The 16384-nt window shown below is 65.0% G+C and carries 14 protein-coding genes; 8 read left to right on the top strand and 6 right to left on the bottom strand.

Features of this window, described 5'->3' with window-relative positions; all coding sequences use genetic code 11:
• Positions 1-47: 47 nt before the first annotated feature.
• The 3 genes from ACLBKT_RS01045 to ACLBKT_RS01055 are packed head-to-tail and all read left to right on the top strand — an operon-like array spanning position 48 to position 1253.
• Positions 48-287, top strand: a complete 240-nt coding sequence (locus ACLBKT_RS01045) for a DUF6356 family protein (RefSeq protein WP_410181135.1) — start codon at positions 48-50, stop codon at positions 285-287.
• 46 nt (positions 288-333) lie between these two features.
• The gene (locus ACLBKT_RS01050) at positions 334-855 is read left to right on the top strand and encodes a hypothetical protein (RefSeq protein WP_410181136.1); all 522 of its coding nucleotides are present in this window, start codon (positions 334-336) and stop codon (positions 853-855) included.
• On the top strand, positions 852-1253 hold the full coding sequence (locus ACLBKT_RS01055) for a DUF1761 domain-containing protein (protein ID WP_410181137.1): 402 nt from the start codon (positions 852-854) through the stop codon (positions 1251-1253). Before ACLBKT_RS01050 ends, ACLBKT_RS01055 begins: the two co-directional genes overlap by 4 nt.
• Before the next feature lie 460 nt (positions 1254-1713).
• Here ACLBKT_RS01055 and ACLBKT_RS01060 read toward each other — a convergent pair whose 3' ends face one another.
• From ACLBKT_RS01060 to serS, 3 genes are all read right to left on the bottom strand, one after another.
• The gene (locus ACLBKT_RS01060; protein WP_410181138.1) at positions 1714-2784 is read right to left on the bottom strand and encodes a potassium channel family protein; all 1071 of its coding nucleotides are present in this window, start codon (positions 2782-2784) and stop codon (positions 1714-1716) included.
• Positions 2784-3548: a 5'/3'-nucleotidase SurE gene (surE, locus tag ACLBKT_RS01065; protein WP_410181139.1), complete on the bottom strand. Its 765-nt coding sequence runs from the start codon at positions 3546-3548 to the stop codon at positions 2784-2786. The genes ACLBKT_RS01060 and surE overlap by 1 nt, the downstream gene beginning before the upstream one ends.
• A gap of 135 nt (positions 3549-3683) precedes the next feature.
• Positions 3684-5135, bottom strand: coding sequence for a serine--tRNA ligase (gene serS, locus ACLBKT_RS01070; protein ID WP_410181140.1), 1452 nt, complete (start codon positions 5133-5135; stop codon positions 3684-3686).
• Between the two features lie 99 nt (positions 5136-5234).
• On the opposite strand from serS, the gene ACLBKT_RS01075 reads away from it, so the two are divergent.
• The gene (locus ACLBKT_RS01075) at positions 5235-5474 is read left to right on the top strand and encodes a hypothetical protein (protein WP_410181141.1); all 240 of its coding nucleotides are present in this window, start codon (positions 5235-5237) and stop codon (positions 5472-5474) included.
• A gap of 65 nt (positions 5475-5539) precedes the next feature.
• Here the strand turns inward: ACLBKT_RS01075 and ACLBKT_RS01080 are convergent, their stop codons facing one another.
• A complete protein-coding gene (locus ACLBKT_RS01080; protein ID WP_410181142.1) occupies positions 5540-7870 on the bottom strand; it encodes a TonB-dependent receptor in 2331 nt (776 codons plus the stop codon).
• Positions 7871-7992: 122 nt separating this feature from the next.
• Between ACLBKT_RS01080 and ACLBKT_RS01085 the strand changes: the two genes are divergently transcribed.
• From ACLBKT_RS01085 to ACLBKT_RS01100, 4 genes are all read left to right on the top strand, one after another.
• On the top strand, positions 7993-8646 hold the full coding sequence (locus tag ACLBKT_RS01085) for a TetR/AcrR family transcriptional regulator (protein WP_410181143.1): 654 nt from the start codon (positions 7993-7995) through the stop codon (positions 8644-8646).
• A gap of 134 nt (positions 8647-8780) precedes the next feature.
• A complete protein-coding gene (locus ACLBKT_RS01090) occupies positions 8781-11033 on the top strand; it encodes a TonB-dependent hemoglobin/transferrin/lactoferrin family receptor (protein ID WP_410181144.1) in 2253 nt (750 codons plus the stop codon).
• 18 nt (positions 11034-11051) lie between these two features.
• Positions 11052-12053, top strand: a complete 1002-nt coding sequence (locus ACLBKT_RS01095; protein ID WP_410181145.1) for a DUF6607 family protein — start codon at positions 11052-11054, stop codon at positions 12051-12053.
• Positions 12054-12152: 99 nt separating this feature from the next.
• Positions 12153-12830, top strand: a complete 678-nt coding sequence (locus ACLBKT_RS01100) for a Fe2+-dependent dioxygenase (RefSeq protein ID WP_410181146.1) — start codon at positions 12153-12155, stop codon at positions 12828-12830.
• Here the strand turns inward: ACLBKT_RS01100 and ACLBKT_RS01105 are convergent.
• Together ACLBKT_RS01105 and ACLBKT_RS01110 are read right to left on the bottom strand one after the other, a co-directional pair.
• Entirely contained in the window at positions 12804-13538 is a 735-nt protein-coding gene (locus ACLBKT_RS01105) for a hypothetical protein (RefSeq protein ID WP_410181147.1), read from the bottom strand. The two genes, ACLBKT_RS01100 and ACLBKT_RS01105, sit on opposite strands and share 27 nt — an antisense overlap.
• A 43-nt stretch (positions 13539-13581) precedes the next feature.
• Entirely contained in the window at positions 13582-16170 is a 2589-nt protein-coding gene (locus tag ACLBKT_RS01110) for a M14 family zinc carboxypeptidase (protein WP_410181148.1), read from the bottom strand.
• Positions 16171-16384: the final 214 nt, after the last annotated feature.

Here is a 16384-nt window from a genome sequence, read left to right on the forward strand (position 1 = left end):
GCGCTAGGGTTGACGAAGGCAGGCTCAGCGGGGCATCATGAAACATCATGATCTTCAAGCTCTTCACCGACCATCCGCGCGCCATCGGCGAAACCTATGGCCAGCACGCCCGCACCGCCCTCAGCTTCGGTTGGCGCATGGTGGTCGGCGGGCTCGCGTGCATGGTCCACGCCATCGTCCCCGGTCTGTTCGTCAAGACCGCGAGCCGCACCGTGGTGCAACTCGACGCCGAGATGCGCGGCCGCAAGCCGACGCCCGAGGCCGAGGAATTCGCTTACGTGATCTAGCGCGCGCGCCCTACACGTGGGGCGTTAACTAGGTTACATGCCCCCCATGCGTATCGCGATCACCAAAGGGACGTCGCAGGATCACGTCGCGGTCACGCGGGCCGACGGTTCGTGCACCCGCTTCGCCTTCGCCAAGAAAGGCCCCTATCCGCACGACGCCTTCCACTTCTTCATCGAGCGCGGCCTCGGGATGGAGGCGGGGTTCTGGGGTCTGGTTGCGCGCGGGATGGAGCCGGAGGCGGTGCAGGCGATGGCGCTTGCTGGCGGACATGCCAGCGCCAAGCGCGCTGCTGAGCCCGATCCGGCAATCGTTGAACTCCTCCAGGCCGAGCGGCTGGTCGAATGTTTCGAGGCCGCCAGCTGGAGCGGCGGGGCTGATGATGCGGCGATCATGGCGATGGCCGAGCCCGCCTGGGCAGCCTCGCGCGTGCCGCCGCCCGCCGGTGTGCCTGCCCAGTTGGGTGACATCCGCGCAGCCCTCGACGCCTTTCTGGAAGAATGGCGGGACGCAGCCGTCAATGCCACGCTCGAACTCGAATGGCCCGAGGGCGAAGGAGATCAAGAATGAGTGACTTTGCCCTGTGGCCCGTGCTGGCCGGATCGGCAGCGTTTTTTGCCGTCGGCGCGCTGTGGTACGGCGTGATCTTTGCCAAGCCGTGGCAGCGCGCGGCGGGGCTTTCGAACACCCAGCTGCGCAGCGGCAACATGGGCGTGATCTTCGCGCTGACCTTCGCCTTCGAAATGCTGATCGCGATGGTGCTGTGGCACCTGTTGGCCCGCACCGACCCGCCCGCCCATGTGGTGATGATGATGGCGGTGGGCTTTGCGGTCGGGGTGATGATCCCGGCGATCGGGATCAACTACCTGCATCAGCGCAAGCCCCTGGCGTTATTCCTGATCGACGCGGGGCATTTCCTCACCGGCATGGCAGCGATGGGCGGTGTGTTCGTCTGGTTCCGGGGATGAGGTGCTTGAGGCCGTGAATGACGGCTTTTGGCGAACGCCGGGGATGGGTTGCACGTGTTGAATTGGGTGGAAATTTGCCACTCTTGTCATCCCAGCGAAAGCTGGGACCCAGGGCGGCAGGCGCTGCACTAAGAGGCCCTAGGCCCCAGCTTTCGCTGGGGTGACGGTGAGGGCCACAATGGGGTCGTTTCCCCGACGGCCGCTTTCGTCAGAATGCCACCGATAGCCGAGGTTTTCCTACAACGCTGGGCACCGCTAGATTCCGAGCGGCTCTTTCCCATCGTTCTGCCCGGCCTGCGAGGCCGTTTCGCTATACGGTGCGTGAAACAAGGCCCCGATTCCTTGTCCGTCCGCTTCGCTCAGGCGGGTGCAAACTACTGTAAATAATCAAAATATTGCTTCATAGCAAAGCGGACACGGTGTCCGCTTTGTCCGCTTACCGGTGGCTTCGCAGGTGGGCCTACCCGCCCTCGCTCGGCGCGGTGGGCACGATTTCCACCACCACGTCGCCGGGCTGAAGCTTCTGGCATTCGTCCTCCCAGAAGCCGATCGCGCGGCCGTTGCGGTAGACGCGCAGGCCCGTGCCACCGCTCTCCAGCTGTCTGATCGATTTGCCGCATTCTGCCTCGGTCACCTCGCGTTCGACCAGCTGCACCCGCCCGCCGACGCTGGCGAGATCGGCGAGGTAATCGGCGATATGCGCGCCCTTGACGCTGCCGGCCAGCAGCAGGCCGGTGAAGCGCACCGGGTTGATGACATTGTTCGCCCCTGCCTGCCGCGCCAGCAGTTCATTGTCCTCGGCGCGCACCACCACGCTGATCGGCACTTTGGGGGCGAGGTGGCGCACGGTCAGCACCATCAGGATCGAGGTATCGTCACGCCCGGCGCTCACCAGCACGCTTTGCGCTTCGGCAATGCGCACGGCCTTGAGCGTTTCGTCACGGGTGGCATCGGCGGCCATGACGTTGACGCCGAGCTTCTCGGCTTCGGTCAGCCGTTCCTCGGACGGGTCGATCACCACGATGCACCGCGGATCGACCCCGCGCGCGATCAGCTCGCCGACGCTCTGCGAGCCGGAGACGCCGAAGCCCAGCACCACCACGTGATCGGTGAGCTGTTCCTGGATGCGGGCCATGCGAAACTTCTCCCAGCTGCGCTTGATGACGAAATCGTAGGCCGCGCCCACGAAGATGAACAGGACCGCGATGCGGACGGGGGTGACGATCACCGCTTCGATCAGCCGCGCGCGGTCCGAAATCGGGGCGATGTCGCCAAAGCCCGTGGTCGTGATGCTGATCATGGTGAAATAGACGACGTCGAGGAAGCTGATGACGTTGTCGTGATTGTCCTTGAGCCCCGCGCGATCGAACCAGTGAACTGCGATGACAAAGGCGATCAGCAAGAAAGCCGCGCCCATGCGGATGCCGAGATCGCCCCACACCGGAATCCGCACCTGACGGCGCAGTGGTTGGAACTGGTCGGCCAGCAGCGCCTTGCGCTTGAACGGATTGCGGCTGGGCGCTTCAGCCATCAGCCGCCGAACCGCTCCGCCAGAATGCCGATGGTCGAATAATGCGTCAGGTCGAGCTGCAAGGGCGTCACCGCGATGTAGCCATCCTCGATCGCTTCAAGGTCGGTGCCGTGATCCATGGTGTGCTCGATCGGGTCGAGCCCGAACCAGAAATAGCGGTAGCCGCGCGGATCGCGCCCTTCGACGATGGTGCCGCGCTGGTAATCGTGAAAGCCCTGACGGACGACGCGGATGCCCTTGACGTCTTCGGGCGCGCCGGCGGGGAAGTTGACGTTGATGAGCGTGCGCTCGGCCATCGGCGCGTCGATCAGAGGCGCGAGCACCTTCGCCCCCCACTCGCGCGCTGCGCCGAAGGGCACGTCATCGCCCATGCCTTCGCGGGCATAGACCTGGCTGAAGGCAATCGAGCGCACGCCTGCCAGCGCGCCCTCGATCGCGGCCGAGACGGTGCCGGAATAGGTGATGTCGTCCGCAAGGTTCGCGCCGCGGTTGACGCCCGAGAGGATCAGGTCGGGGGCCTCGGGCATCACGGTGCGCAGCGCCATCATCACGCTGTCGGTCGGCGTGCCGGTGACGGCAAAGCGCCGCTCGCCCAGCTGCTGGAGCCGCACGGGCCGCGTCAGCGTCAGCGAATGGCCCGCGCCGGACTGCTCCTCGGACGGGGCGCAGATCCAGATATCGTCGGAGAACTGGCGCGCGATTTCCTCCAGCACCTTGAGGCCGGGGGCGTGGATGCCGTCGTCATTGGTGAGGAGGATGCGCATTCTTGTCCTAACTTTGTCATGCTGAACTTGCTTCAGCATCCGTTTGTCATTTGGTCGCCGCACATCGTTTGAGGCACGATGGAGCCTGGAAGCGAAGCTGACCGAAGGTCAACCAAGTTCAGGATGACGAGGTCTTTACTGTGGTCTGATGACCTCGAGCCCGCCCATGTACGGTCGCAGCGCCTCGGGCACCGTGACCGAGCCATCGGCGTTCTGATAATTCTCGATCACCGCCACCAATGTGCGTCCGACGGCGAGGCCGGAGCCGTTGAGGGTGTGGACGAACTCGGTCCGCTTCTCGCCCGCCACCCGGAAACGGGTGTTCATGCGGCGGGCCTGGAAGTCGCCGGTGTTGGAGCACGAACTGATCTCGCGGAAGGCACCCTGGCCGGGCAGCCAGACCTCGAGGTCATAGGTCTTGCGCGCGCCGAACCCCATGTCGCCGGTGCACAGCAGCAGCTTGCGGTAGGGGAGGTTCAGACGCTCGAGGATGGTCTCGGCGGCGCGGGTCATGCGCTGGTGTTCCGCCTCGGAGTCCTCCGGCCGCACGATGCTGACGAGCTCGCACTTTTCGAACTGGTGCTGGCGAATGAACCCGCGCGTATCCTTGCCCGCCGCCCCGGCCTCGGAACGGAAGCACAGGGTGAGCGCGGTGAGGCGCAAGGGAAGGGCGCTCTCGTCGAGCAGTTCGCCCATGACGCTGGCGGTGAGGGAGACTTCGCTGGTGGGGATGAGCCAGCGGCGGGTAATTCCTCTGCTTTGGAACTTGTCTTTAGCCTGACGTATCATGGTTTCACGGAGGGTCAGGAAAAGTTGATCATTGAAAGAGGCGCTGTTTGGCGCAAGCTCGTTAGCAGCGTCCCTCTTCAGTTGCTCAACACCATCAGTAGCAAGCTTCTCCAACATTTCCTGCATATTCAGATGCGTCTCGAAGCTGTCTCCAGCAAACTTGGGCAGCTTGTCGGTGCCATACATCGCATCGTCGCCCACCAGCACCGGCGGGTTGCACTCCGCATAGCCGTGCTCGCCGGTCTGCACGTCGAGCATGAACTGGCCGAGCGCGCGGTGGAGCCTTGCCATACCCCCACGCAGGAAGGTGAAGCGCGCGCCGGAGAGCCTTGCGCCAGTCTCGAAATCCATGCCGAGGGCGGGGGCGATGTCGGCGTGTTCTTTCGGCTCGAAGTCGAACGCCCGGGGCGTACCCCAGCGGCTGACTTCGACATTCTCCTCCTCGCCACCGCCGTCGGGGACATCCGCGCCCGGCAGGTTGGGGATGATCTCCAGCGCCGCCTTCAGCTTGCCCGCCAGCTCATCCGCGCGGGCCTCCATGGCGGGCATCTGATCCTTGAGCGCTGCAACCTCGGCCTTGATCGCCTCGGCGCCGTCCTTGTCCCCCTTGGCCATCGCCGCGCCGATCAGCTTCGACGCCTCGTTGCGGCGCGACTGGGCGACCTGCACCTCGGTCACCGCCGCGCGGCGTTCCTCGTCGAGGGCGATCAGCGATGCGGCCTGTGGCGGAAGGCCGCGCCGGGAGAGGCCTGCGTCAAAAGCTTCGGGATTGTCTCGGATCAAGCGAATATCGTGCATGGGGCGCGCTATGCCCGCTCACGCTGGGCAAGAAAAGCCGCAATCGCCATGGAACATCCCCGTGTGCCGGAGGGTAGGTCGCACAGGAGGTATCGCAAAATGATCCGTAAATTGATTGGCGCCGCAGTCGGTGCGCGTGTGGCAAAGCAGCATCCGGCCGTGGGCGGGGCGACCGGGGTCGTGCTGGCGACCGCGGTTCCCTTCATCATCGCGCGGGTCAGCCTGCCCGCGATGGTCGCTTTGGGTGTCGGCGGCTATGTCGCCAAGCGTTTCATGGACAAGAATGCGGCGGAGCAGGCCACCAAGCCCACCCCGCCGCCTGCTCCCGTCCAGCAGTAACCCGATCATGGAGACAGGGGCGGCGTTGGCAATTCAGAGGCCGCCGCCCCCTGGGGAAAGAGCCTTCAGAAGTTGATTTGCGCCGTGACGAACACGCGGCGCGGATCGCCGTAGAAGCCGGTCAGCGTGCCTTCACGGCCCAAGGTCGGGATAAACGGCGCACCGCCAACCCCGCCCGCGACGAAGTTGTAACCGGCAACGATATACTCCTTGTCGAACAGGTTCTTGCCGTGGACCCCAATTGAATAGAGCCCGCTGTCGGCGGTGTAGATGATGCTCGCATCGACCAGCACGAAGCCGTCCTGATCAAGGAACGGGTTGGGCACTTCGAACTGGCTCGCGTCCGACCGGAGCGAGGCGAGGCCGATGAAATCCATCATGCCCCCGCCCAGCGGCACACCCATGTTGAAGCCCATATGGGCGGTGATGTCCGGCGTGTTCTGGAACACCCGCTGATCCGCCACATCATTGCCGAAGGCGTCGATGAAGGTGTTGAACTTGGCATCAAGCACGCCGAGCGACCAGTTGACGCTGAAACGGCTGCCTTCGCCCGCGAAGTCTTCCCCGACCAGCGCGTTGCCTTCAAACTCGATCCCGTTGACGTCGGCGCTCGCCGCGTTCGAGGTGATGCCGATGAAGCTCTCGTTCACCCCGTCGCCATTGCCATCGAAGCCGACCGAGCCGGGAATCTGGACGTCCTTGTACTGCGCGAGGAAGCCCGCCAGGCTGATGTTCAGGCGGTTGTCGAGCAGCGAGGCCTTCCAGCCCAGTTCGAAGCTGTCGACCGTTTCGGGATCGAAGGCGAGGAAATCGAACACCTCGTCCGCAGTACAGGCCCCGCCGCGCGGGTTACGGCAGGCGGTCGTCTGGCCGCGCGGGTCAAAGCCGCCGCCCTTGAAGCCCTGCGAATAGGTGAAATAGAGGTTGTGATCGGCATTCGGCTGCCAGCTGATCGAGGCGCGCGGGTTGAAGTCCTTGAAGGTCGCGCTGCCGTTGAAGTTGCTGGTGACCGCAAAGGCCGCGCCAGTGCCACCGAACAGGTTCGAGAACCCGCCAAGGAAGCTGGTGCGCAGCACCGTGCTGGTGCGCTTGTCATTGGTGTAGCGCCCGCCGACCGAGACGCTGATCGTGTCCGACAGGTCATAGGTGAAGTCGCCGAACACCGACCAGGTCTTGGTGTTCACATCGCCCAGCGTCTGCGCGGTCAAGCCGTTGAGGGTGGTGAAGAGCGCCACATCGAACGCGGTGAAGGCGTTGGCATCGAGATAGTAGAAGCCCACGACGCCCGACAGGCTGTCGCCTTCATAGAGCAGCTGGAATTCCTGGCTCAGCTGATCATTATTGTAGATCGCCGGCACATCCAGATCGACGGCGGCAAGGCTGTCGAAGTCGATCGGGGTGGTCGATTTGTCCTCGCGGTAGCCGGTGATCGACTTGAAGGTCAGCGTGTCGCTCAGTTCGATCGCGACATTCAGCGCGCCGCCCCATGCTTCGACTTCCTGATCGACGATGTTGAGCCCGGCGCGGGTGTCGAACACATTGTCGAGCACAGGCTGTCTGGTGAGCAGGCTGGGAATGAGGCGGTGGCCCTGACGCGCTTCGGAGCTGTCCTTGACGTAATCACCCGACAGGCGAACGAACACGGGCCCGCTGTCGAATTCAATCGTGCCGCGCGCGGCCCAGACGTCCTTGTTGTAGTTCTCGGTGCCGAGCGTCAGGTTGTCACCAAAGCCGCCGCGCGAGAGCCGTGCGCCGCTGGCACCGATCTTGAGGTTGCTGGTGATCGGGGTCGAGGCGGTGACGATCAGATCGGCCTGATCATAGGAGCCGTAAGTGCCGCGGATCTTCACGCTGGTGTCGTCCGGCAGTTCGGCCGTCACATACTTGATCGCGCCGCCGATGGTGTTGCGACCATAGAGCGTGCCCTGCGGTCCGCGCAGCACTTCGATGCGCTCGACATCATAGATATCGAGCACGGCGGCCTGCGGGCGGTTGAGGTAGACGTCATCGACATAGAGGCCGACGCCCGCTTCGAACCCGGCAACCGGATCCTGCTGGCCGACGCCGCGGATGAAGGCGGTGAGGGTGGTGTTGGTGCCGCGGCTGACTTCGAGCGTGATGTTGGGCACCTGCTGCGCAATCTGCGTCAGATCCTGCACGCCCTGCTTGACCAGATCCTCGCCCGAAAGCGCGGTGACGGACAGGGGCACATCGATCAGGCGTTCTTCGCGGCGACGGGCCGTGACGTAGATCGTGTTGTCTTCTTCGGCGGCTGCAGCCTCGGCTTCGGCGGCAATGTCCGCAGCGCTGTCCTGCGCGGCGAGCGGCGCGGCGATAGTGGCAAGTCCGGCAGTCCCGGCGAGCAGCAATGCGCGCGTGTAAAGCGTAATGGTCATGGGGTGTTTCCTCTCCTGGCCCTCTTGTGGCTGCCACCAATATTGAAAGTTGAACCACCTTTCAAGTTTAGACTTGTGCACGAGTCTTGTGCCGCCTACCGAAAGCGTGGAGGGAGTAGCTGATGAGCAACACTCAGAGCAGCGCGACCAAAGTCGCATCGGGGGTGGCTGATGCCGCATGCGGTGACGCCAAGACGCCGCGCACCGAGCGCGGGCGGCGGACCTTGCGCAAGCTGCTGGATGCGGCGGCGGAAGAGTTTGGCGAGAAAGGCTTCCACGAAGCTTCGGTCAGCTCGATCACGCGGCGGGCCGGTGTGGCGCTGGGGAGCTTCTACACCTATTTCGACAGCAAGGACGGATTGTTCCGCGCACTGGTCGCCGACATGAGCGAGAAGGTGCGCACCAGCGCGCGATCAGCCTTGCATGACGGCATGGGCCCGCTTGAGATCGAACGTGCGGCGCTGGCGGCGTTCCTGCGCTTCGCGGCCGAGCACAAGGAAGTCTATCGGATCATCGATGAAGCCGAATTCGTCGATCCGGCCAGCTACCGCGAGCACTACGAAACTATCGCGGCCCGCATCGCAGACCGTTTGCGGGCGGGTGCCGCCGGGGGCGAGTTCCGCGACGGGTTGGGCGAGCTGGAGGCATGGGCGATGATGGGAATGAACGTCTTCGTCGGCCTGCGCTACGTGGTGTGGGGCGGAGCGGACATGTCGCCCGATGAGGTGGCGGCCGGGGTGAACCGGTTGCTCGCGGAGGGGGTGCTGCGGGGCTAAGAGCGGGACATCCGGGGAAGCGAAGCTCCCTGTCTGATTTGCGAACGATTCTTATTCGCAATACTTATTGACTCTCATTCGCAATAAGGACATCAGGCTCGGGTTCCTTCAATCCCCAGCAGGATGCCCTTCGCGTGTACTTTATCAACAAACTTGCCCTGTCCACCGCCCCCCTCGCTCTGCTCGCCGTCCCCGCTGCGGCGGAGGATCTCTCCGCGGAAGCCGAGGCTGAGGCGCAGCAGCAAACCGGGCGGATCACGGTCACCGCGACCCGTACGCCGGTGTTGCAGGAGGAAGCCCCCGCCACCGTCACCATCATCACCGACCAGGACATCGCCGACCAGCTCGCGACCGACATCAAGGACCTGATCCGGTTCGAACCCGGCGTCTCGGTCCGCCGCGCGCCCGCTCGCTTTGGTGCGGCAATCGGAGCGACCGGTCGCGCCCGCAACGAAGGCTTCACGGTGCGCGGGATCGGCGGCAACCGGGTGCTGGTTCAGGTCGACGGCATTCGCGCACCGCAGGGCTTCAGCTTCGGCCCGCAGGATGCCGGACGCGGCGGTTTTGCCGATGTCAGCCTGGTCAAACAGGTCGAAATCCTGCGCGGTCCGGCCTCGGCTCTCTATGGGTCGGACGGGCTGGCGGGCGCGATCAGCTTTGTCACCTCTGACCCGGTCGACATTATTGCGGGCGCCAGCATCGGCGGTTTCGTGACCTCGCAATATTCCAGCGACGACAATGAATTCGCTCAGACCGCAACGCTGGCCGGACAGACCGGCAATTGGTCGGCTATGCTGGCCTATACCCGCCGCGATTTCAGCGAACTCGATAATCAGGGCACGACCGGGGGCACGGGCCCGACCCGCACGGCGCCCAACCCGCAGGATGGGCGGAGCGATGCGGTGCTCGCCAAGCTGGTGTGGGACAATGGCCCCCACCGCATCCGTCTGACGGGCGAATACCTCGACAGCGCGGTGGAGACCGAAGTGCTGACCGGCCTCGGCCCGGCTTTCACCTTTGGCCCCAATCCGGTGTGGATCGTGGACGCCCTCAACGCCCGCGACACGACCGAACGGCTGCGCGCCTCGCTTGACTGGACCTATGACGGTTCGCCCGAGGACGCGATCGAATACGCCTTCCTTTCGGCCTATTGGCAGGATGCGGAAGACCGGCAGTTTGCGTTTGAGGAGCGGACCGCGCTCACCGCGACCCCAGCGCCGGATCGCGAGCGGCTCAACACCTTCGAAAACCGCGTTTACGGCGCGGCGGGCGAGCTGCGCTCCGGCTTCGACCTTGGCGGCATGGCGCATCGCATTGCAATCGGCGGCGATGTCAGCTGGACCCGGCAAGAAGGGCTGCGCAGCGGCACAGTGCCGGGGCGGGGCGAGACGTTCCCCACCCGCGCCTTCCCGGCGACCGATTTCACGCTGGGCGGGTTGTTCATCGCCGACGAGATCAGCGTGGGGGACGGTGCGGTGACGCTGTTCCCGGCGCTGCGGTTCGACTTCTATGATCTCAACCCGACCGACGATCCGCTGCTCCCGACCTTCACCGCCTCGGGGCAGAGCGACAGCCGCCTCTCCCCCAAGCTGGGCGTCACCGTAAAGCTTGCGCCAGAGGTGATCCTGTTCGGCAATTACGCGCAAGGCTTCCTCGCGCCGACGCCAAGCCAGGTGAACAACTTCTTCGAGCTCATCGCGGGCGGCTACACCTCGATCCCCAACCCCGATCTCAGGCCCGAAACCAGCGAAAGCTGGGAGGTTGGCGCGCGCTATGTTGGGGAGGTGTTCTCGCTCCAGCTGACAGGTTTCAAGGGCGATTACGACAACTTCATCAGCCAGCAGGTGGTCAGCGGCAGTTTCACTCCGCAGGATCCGGCGAATTACCAGTTCGTCAATTTCGACGCCGTGGAGATCGAAGGGCTGGAAGCGCGCGGCGAGGTGAAGCTGGACAGCGGCTGGAACGCGCGGGTCGCGCTGGCCTATGCCAATAGCGATGTGATCGCGCCCGATGGCAGCCGCACGCCGCTCGACACGATTGACCCGTTCAACATGATCGCAGGGCTTGGCTACCGCGCTCCTTCGGGGAGGTTCGGGGGTGAGTTGATCCTCACCCACAATGCCCGAAAGGGCGCCAATGAACTGGAGCGTGCGGCCAATGGCTCCGATCTGTTCGTCCGGCCCGATGCCTCCACCATCCTCGATCTCACCGCCTTCTATGCCGTGACCGAGCGGCTGAAGCTGCGCGCCGGCCTCTTCAATCTGACCGACGAGACCTACGCCCTGTGGTCCGATGTGCGCGGGCTCAGCGTCGCGGACGCGCGGATTGCCGATGCCTTCACCCGGCCGGGCCGCAATCTCAGCCTCTCGGCCAGCTACCGCTTCTGAACCTGAATGGAGGACACCATGAACCGACTGACCAAAACCCTGTTCGCATCCGGGATCGCCGCGCTCGCGCTGGCGGCTGTCCCCGCCCCGGCGCTCGCCGATGGCCCGATTGTCCAAACCGCCGAGGCCGCCAAAGCTGCCTTCGCGGAGGATCGGCAGACGATCCTTGCGATGGCGGGGGACTTCAAGGTGACCTTCGACATGCAGGAATCGACCCCCTGGATGGAAGGCTACACGCCCCTAGAGCGCAAGATTTCAGGCGGGTACGAAAGCGTCCGCGTGATCGAGGACACCGGCACCCGCATCGTGCTCCAGCACCTGCTGGTAACGGGGGACGAGGCCAACCCCTATGTCGTCAAGCACTGGCGGCAGGACTGGGAATATCAGCCCGCGCAGATCCTCGGCTACAAGGGCGGCGATACGTGGGAGTTGACTCCGGTCCCCGAAAAGATGCGCGCCGGGCGCTGGTCGCAGACCGTGTATCAGGTCGATGACAGCCCGCGCTATGCCGGGTGGGGCGAGTGGGAGACGAGCCAGGGCATCCGCCGCTGGCGCTCCAACTGGACGGCCCGCCCGCTCGCCCGGCGCGATGCGATCCGCAATCCGGTCTACGACCACTACATGGGCATCAACCGCCACCAATTGACCCCGACCGGGTGGATCCACTGGCAGGACAACACCAAGATGGCGACCCCCAAGGACGGCGGCGAGGCCGCGCCGGTGGTGCAGGAATATGTCCTCAACACCTACGAGCGCTTCAATGGCTACAACGTCGCCGCGGCCGAGACCTATTGGGCCAAGACCAAGGGGTATTGGGACGCCGTGCGCCAGAAGTGGGATGCGGTGGCCGAGGCCAATGGCGGCATCCGCATCGCGCAGGAAGCCAGTGCCGGTACCACCATCGCCAATGAACTGATGCTGCTCGCCGATGCGATCAAGGATGGCAAGCAGACCCCTGAAGCCGCGAGCGCCAAGGCGCTGGCGCTGATCGAGGAAGGCACGTCCCGCAAGGGCGGCTAAGCGTCCCCACATCCTCGGTTGCCCTGTCGGCGGGAAGCAGTGTCCTCGCTTCCCGCCGGCCTTCTTGCTGGGTGACGACCCAAGCGTTAGAGCGGACCCATGATCCTTGTCATCAACGCGCTCGAAGATGCCGACCACCGCGCCGCGATTGCCGAGCGGATCGCGATGCTGGAATGGCGCGACGGGCGCGAGACCGCCGGGTCGGTCGCGCGGCAGGTGAAGCGCAACGAGCAGGCGGCGATGAACTCGCCTGCGGGCCGGGCCTTGCAGGACGAGCTGTCCCAGCTGATTGCGGACAATATCGTCGTGAAGGCCGCCGCGCAGCCGCGCCGGTTCTCACCGGTGATCATCAGCCGAACCGGCGTGGGCGGCAAGTATGGCGCCCATGTCGACAATGCGCTGATGGGCCGCGGCGCGCAGCGGCTGCGCACCGATCTTTCCTTCACCCTGTTCCTGACACCGCCGGGCGAATACGAGGGCGGGGAACTGGTCATCCACGCCGCAGGCATGACGCAGGAGCTGAAGGGCGAGGCGGGCAATCTGGTGCTCTATCCCTCGGGCAGCATCCACGAGGTCAAGCCGGTGACGAAGGGCACGCGGATCGTTTGCATCGGCTGGATCGAAAGCACGGTCGCCGATCCGGCGCAGCGCGAAATGCTGTTCGATCTCGAAAACCTGCGCACCGCGCTCCGCCAGCAATTGCCCGCCCAATCGGCCGAGTTGCTGACGCTGGACAAGACTATCGCCAACCTATTGCGGATGTGGGCGCGGTCCTGAGCTCGGGCCGGTAGCGGTGCGTTTGCCCTTTATCGTGAAATAGAGGATCAGGCTCACCCCGATGACGCTCGGCCCGGCCCAGATCAGGGGGTTGAACACATGTTCGGGGATCAGCCGGATCAGCCCGACCGAAAGGAAGGCGGTATAGGCCGAGATCCCCATGCCGATCAGCGCGCGGAAATGCTCGCCGATGTAGGTCGTGCGCGGCGGATCAACCTTGCGCCAGATGTAGCGCTGCTGGATCAGCATTGCGACAATGCCGATGAAGGCAACCAGCATCATCAACGGATGCCCGACCCGGAAGCCATAGATCCCGCACCACGCGCCCGATATCACCACGGCGGCGATCATCGCCTGATACCGGGCCGAACGCAGCGCGCGCCGGTCGCTTCTGTGGCGCACCACGGCGAGGCCATAGTCGACAAAGCCGATGGTGAGCACGCCGAGATACAGCATCATCCACCCGAACAGGCCTTCATAGAGCGCGCGGTCCGTGACTTCGGGGTGGCGATGCTCGGGCCCGTAGAGCGACAGCAGAGCCATCGCGATGGCCAGCGCGCCCGCGCCCAGAAATCCGTAGCACGTCGCGCGGCCCCACTTGCGGTGTTTGGCAGCACCCTTGCGCGTGACAATCGGCCCCCAGAACGCCGTCAGCCCCACTGCTCCGGTGGCGACATGAAGGACGACAAGGGCTTCAAACAACGCCATCCCGGTCAGGATGACACAATCGCCGCGCCGCGCCTAGAGCCCGTCACCGCACCCGTGACGGCGCCACCATCACCGCGTTGGCGATCATCAGGTCGAGCCCTTCGAGATAGGCACGGGCCGAAGGATCATGGGCAAAGCCGATCACCAACCCGCGTCCTTGCGGCTGCGCCATCAGATAGGGCTTGTAGGCCAATTGCCGCCGGTTTTCGTCCCACACATAGCCGCTGGCGATCAGGTTGCCTGCGGCCGCGAAGCGCAGGACGTTGATCCCCTTGGCCCGGTCGAGCGGGGTGAAGATTTGCGTGCCGGTTGCCAGAACCACCGCGCCATTGTCGTAACCTGCGGAGAGGAAATGATCGGGCTCCCCCACGACATTCAGCAAAGCGCCCGGCAAGGTGTCGGGGAGTGCCTGCTGATCCTTGATCGCTTCACGATATTCGGCGTCGTTGCCGATTGCGACCGCTTCAGCCAGCGCGGCCTTGTCGTCATCGCCGCCGGCAGGCTCGCGCCCCAGCGCCGCTTCACGCTTCACCGCGAGCAAGGGATTGTCGCCGCTGCTGAAGGTTTCCAAGCTCTCGCCGATCGCCACCAGCACGCCGCCGCGCTGCACGAAGCTGCGGATCGCCCGCAATCCCCCGTCGCCGAGCTCGCTTGACGGATCACCTTCGGGCACCAGCACCACATCGTAATCCGAGAGGTCAGCACGGCCCAGGCGGCTGGTGCGGATCGGCGTTACCGGCAGGCCGAGCCGCTGTTCAAGTACATAGCGCAGCGCGCCTGCGCTCAACTGCGAGACACCATCGTCCCACGCCACAGCGACGCGCGGCACTGCCAGCCGCACGAAATGCTCGCTGCCAAGGTTCGGCCCATTATCGACCCAGCCACTTTCGAGCGCCACCGTATGGGCACCGACCTCGCGGGCAAGCTCGGCAAGGCGGGCCATCTTTTGGGGGCTATTGGAGCCTGCCGGGAACACCACCGTGCCGCGCGGAAACGCGCGGCCTCCGGTCGTGAAGGCGCGATCGGTCACGCGCCCGTCAATCCCTTCGCGCAGCGCCAGGGCGACCAGTCGCGCCTGCCCGCTGTCGGTCCACGGCACGGCGATGCCGAAGCTGCCGGAGCCCTCTGCCTTGGCTGCAATCGGCGCATTGGCACTCATCGCATCGCCGCTGACCGCCGCATTGCACAGCGCCACATCCACGCCCGCCATCGGGCCGACCGACCATGCGGTCACGTCATACAGCTCGTGCGGCAGATCGACCGAGCGGCGCCGCTCCTGTTCGGCGAGGAAATCGGGCGGCAAGGGCGTGTCGCGGTCGAGCAGGCTCTTGACCAGCCGGGCGGCGGGTTGGGCCTGCGGCACGGCGAGGTAGCCCGCGGGATAGGACTTGCCGCAAACATTGGCGCTGCCTTCGCGCCGCAGCACGGTGATGCCCTGTTCGGCCAGGCGGCGGCCCAGCCGCTCAGCATTCCAGCGCCGTGTTGACAGGTCGATGACATAGGTGCCGCGTCCGGCCGAGCCACTGGCATTGCCGCTGCGATAGGCGGCAAAGTCGCTGAGGAACCGCTCGGGATTGTCAGCCACAGCGGCCGCAGTGGCGAGGCTGGCGGTGAAGTGGTTGGTGATGCCGTCAGCGTAGGTCAGCTCCGTCCCGTCACGCCGCGCGAAGACGAGGCCCCGCGCCGAACCCTGTTCATAGGTGCTGCCGATCGCGCCCTGATGCGCGTTCCAGGTGTCGCCATAGCCGGGGTAGAACAGGTCATAGACCTCTCTGGTGAAATAGGGCTCGCCCCGCGCGTCGAAGGCGGCGGCGTTGTAGCGCCCGATCAGCTCGTAACTGCGGATTTGCGCGGCCGAGAGATTGGGGTTGAAGGGCTGGGCGGCGGGGGAGAAAAAGTAGGTCTCGTCCCCGCCCATTTCATGGAGGTCAACCACCACCACCGGGTTCCACTGACGGATTGCGGCAACCTTGCCCCGGGTTTCGGGCTGGCTGAGCGTGAACCAGTCGCGGTTGAGATCGAACATGTAGTGATTGACCCGGCCCGAAGGCCAGGGCTCGTCATGCTCGGCCGCCTGACGGTCGGCGGCGGGCGTGATGCCGGTCGACGCAAGAAAATTGTTCACGAACCGCGCGCGCCCATCGGGGTTCTGCATCGGGTCGACCACCACGATGGTATTGGCCATGATCTTGGCCGCACGCGCGTCATCCGTGGCGGCGAGCAGGTGATAGGCGGTCATCAAGGCCGCATCGGTCGAGGAAATCTCGTTGCCGTGCACGCCGTAGGCCAGCCATGTCACAGGCATCGCCGTGCCGTTGCCGGGTCGTCCCGCAGCGATTGTCGCCATATCGGCCCGAATGGCGTCGAGATTCGCCATGTTCGCAGGCGCGGACAGCACGAGGTAATATAGTGGCCGACCCTCCCAGCTCACCGCATATTGCACCAGCCGCGTCCGATCCGGCGCCGCTTCGGCGAGCGCCTTTAGATAGGCATAGGTCTGGTCCGGCGAGGTGATGCGCGTCCCCGGCGCATGGCCGACCGTGGCTGTCAGCGTGGGGATCGCAGGATCAAAACTGCCCTCAAGGAACGACTGCGCCGCAGCCGGCTGGCCCGCACCTATCAGAGCCGCCATTGTGACAAGGCACTGGCCCCAGAATCTCTTGCGCATGAAGAACCTCGCATGATCGCCCACCGGCGTGAGCGACCAGCCTTGCCGCGAACACGGCGGCCCGGTCAAGGCAGGAGGGGCGAATGACGCAAGGAGGCGGTGCAGCGGGCCGTGGCGGGCCGCAGTCAAGCCATTTCCGCTCTGCCGCAAAGAGGAGGAAATGGTGGGCGCGACAGGG

The organism is Erythrobacter sp. W302b (assembly GCF_046452395.1).
In the GTDB taxonomy this organism is placed as follows: domain Bacteria; phylum Pseudomonadota; class Alphaproteobacteria; order Sphingomonadales; family Sphingomonadaceae; genus Erythrobacter.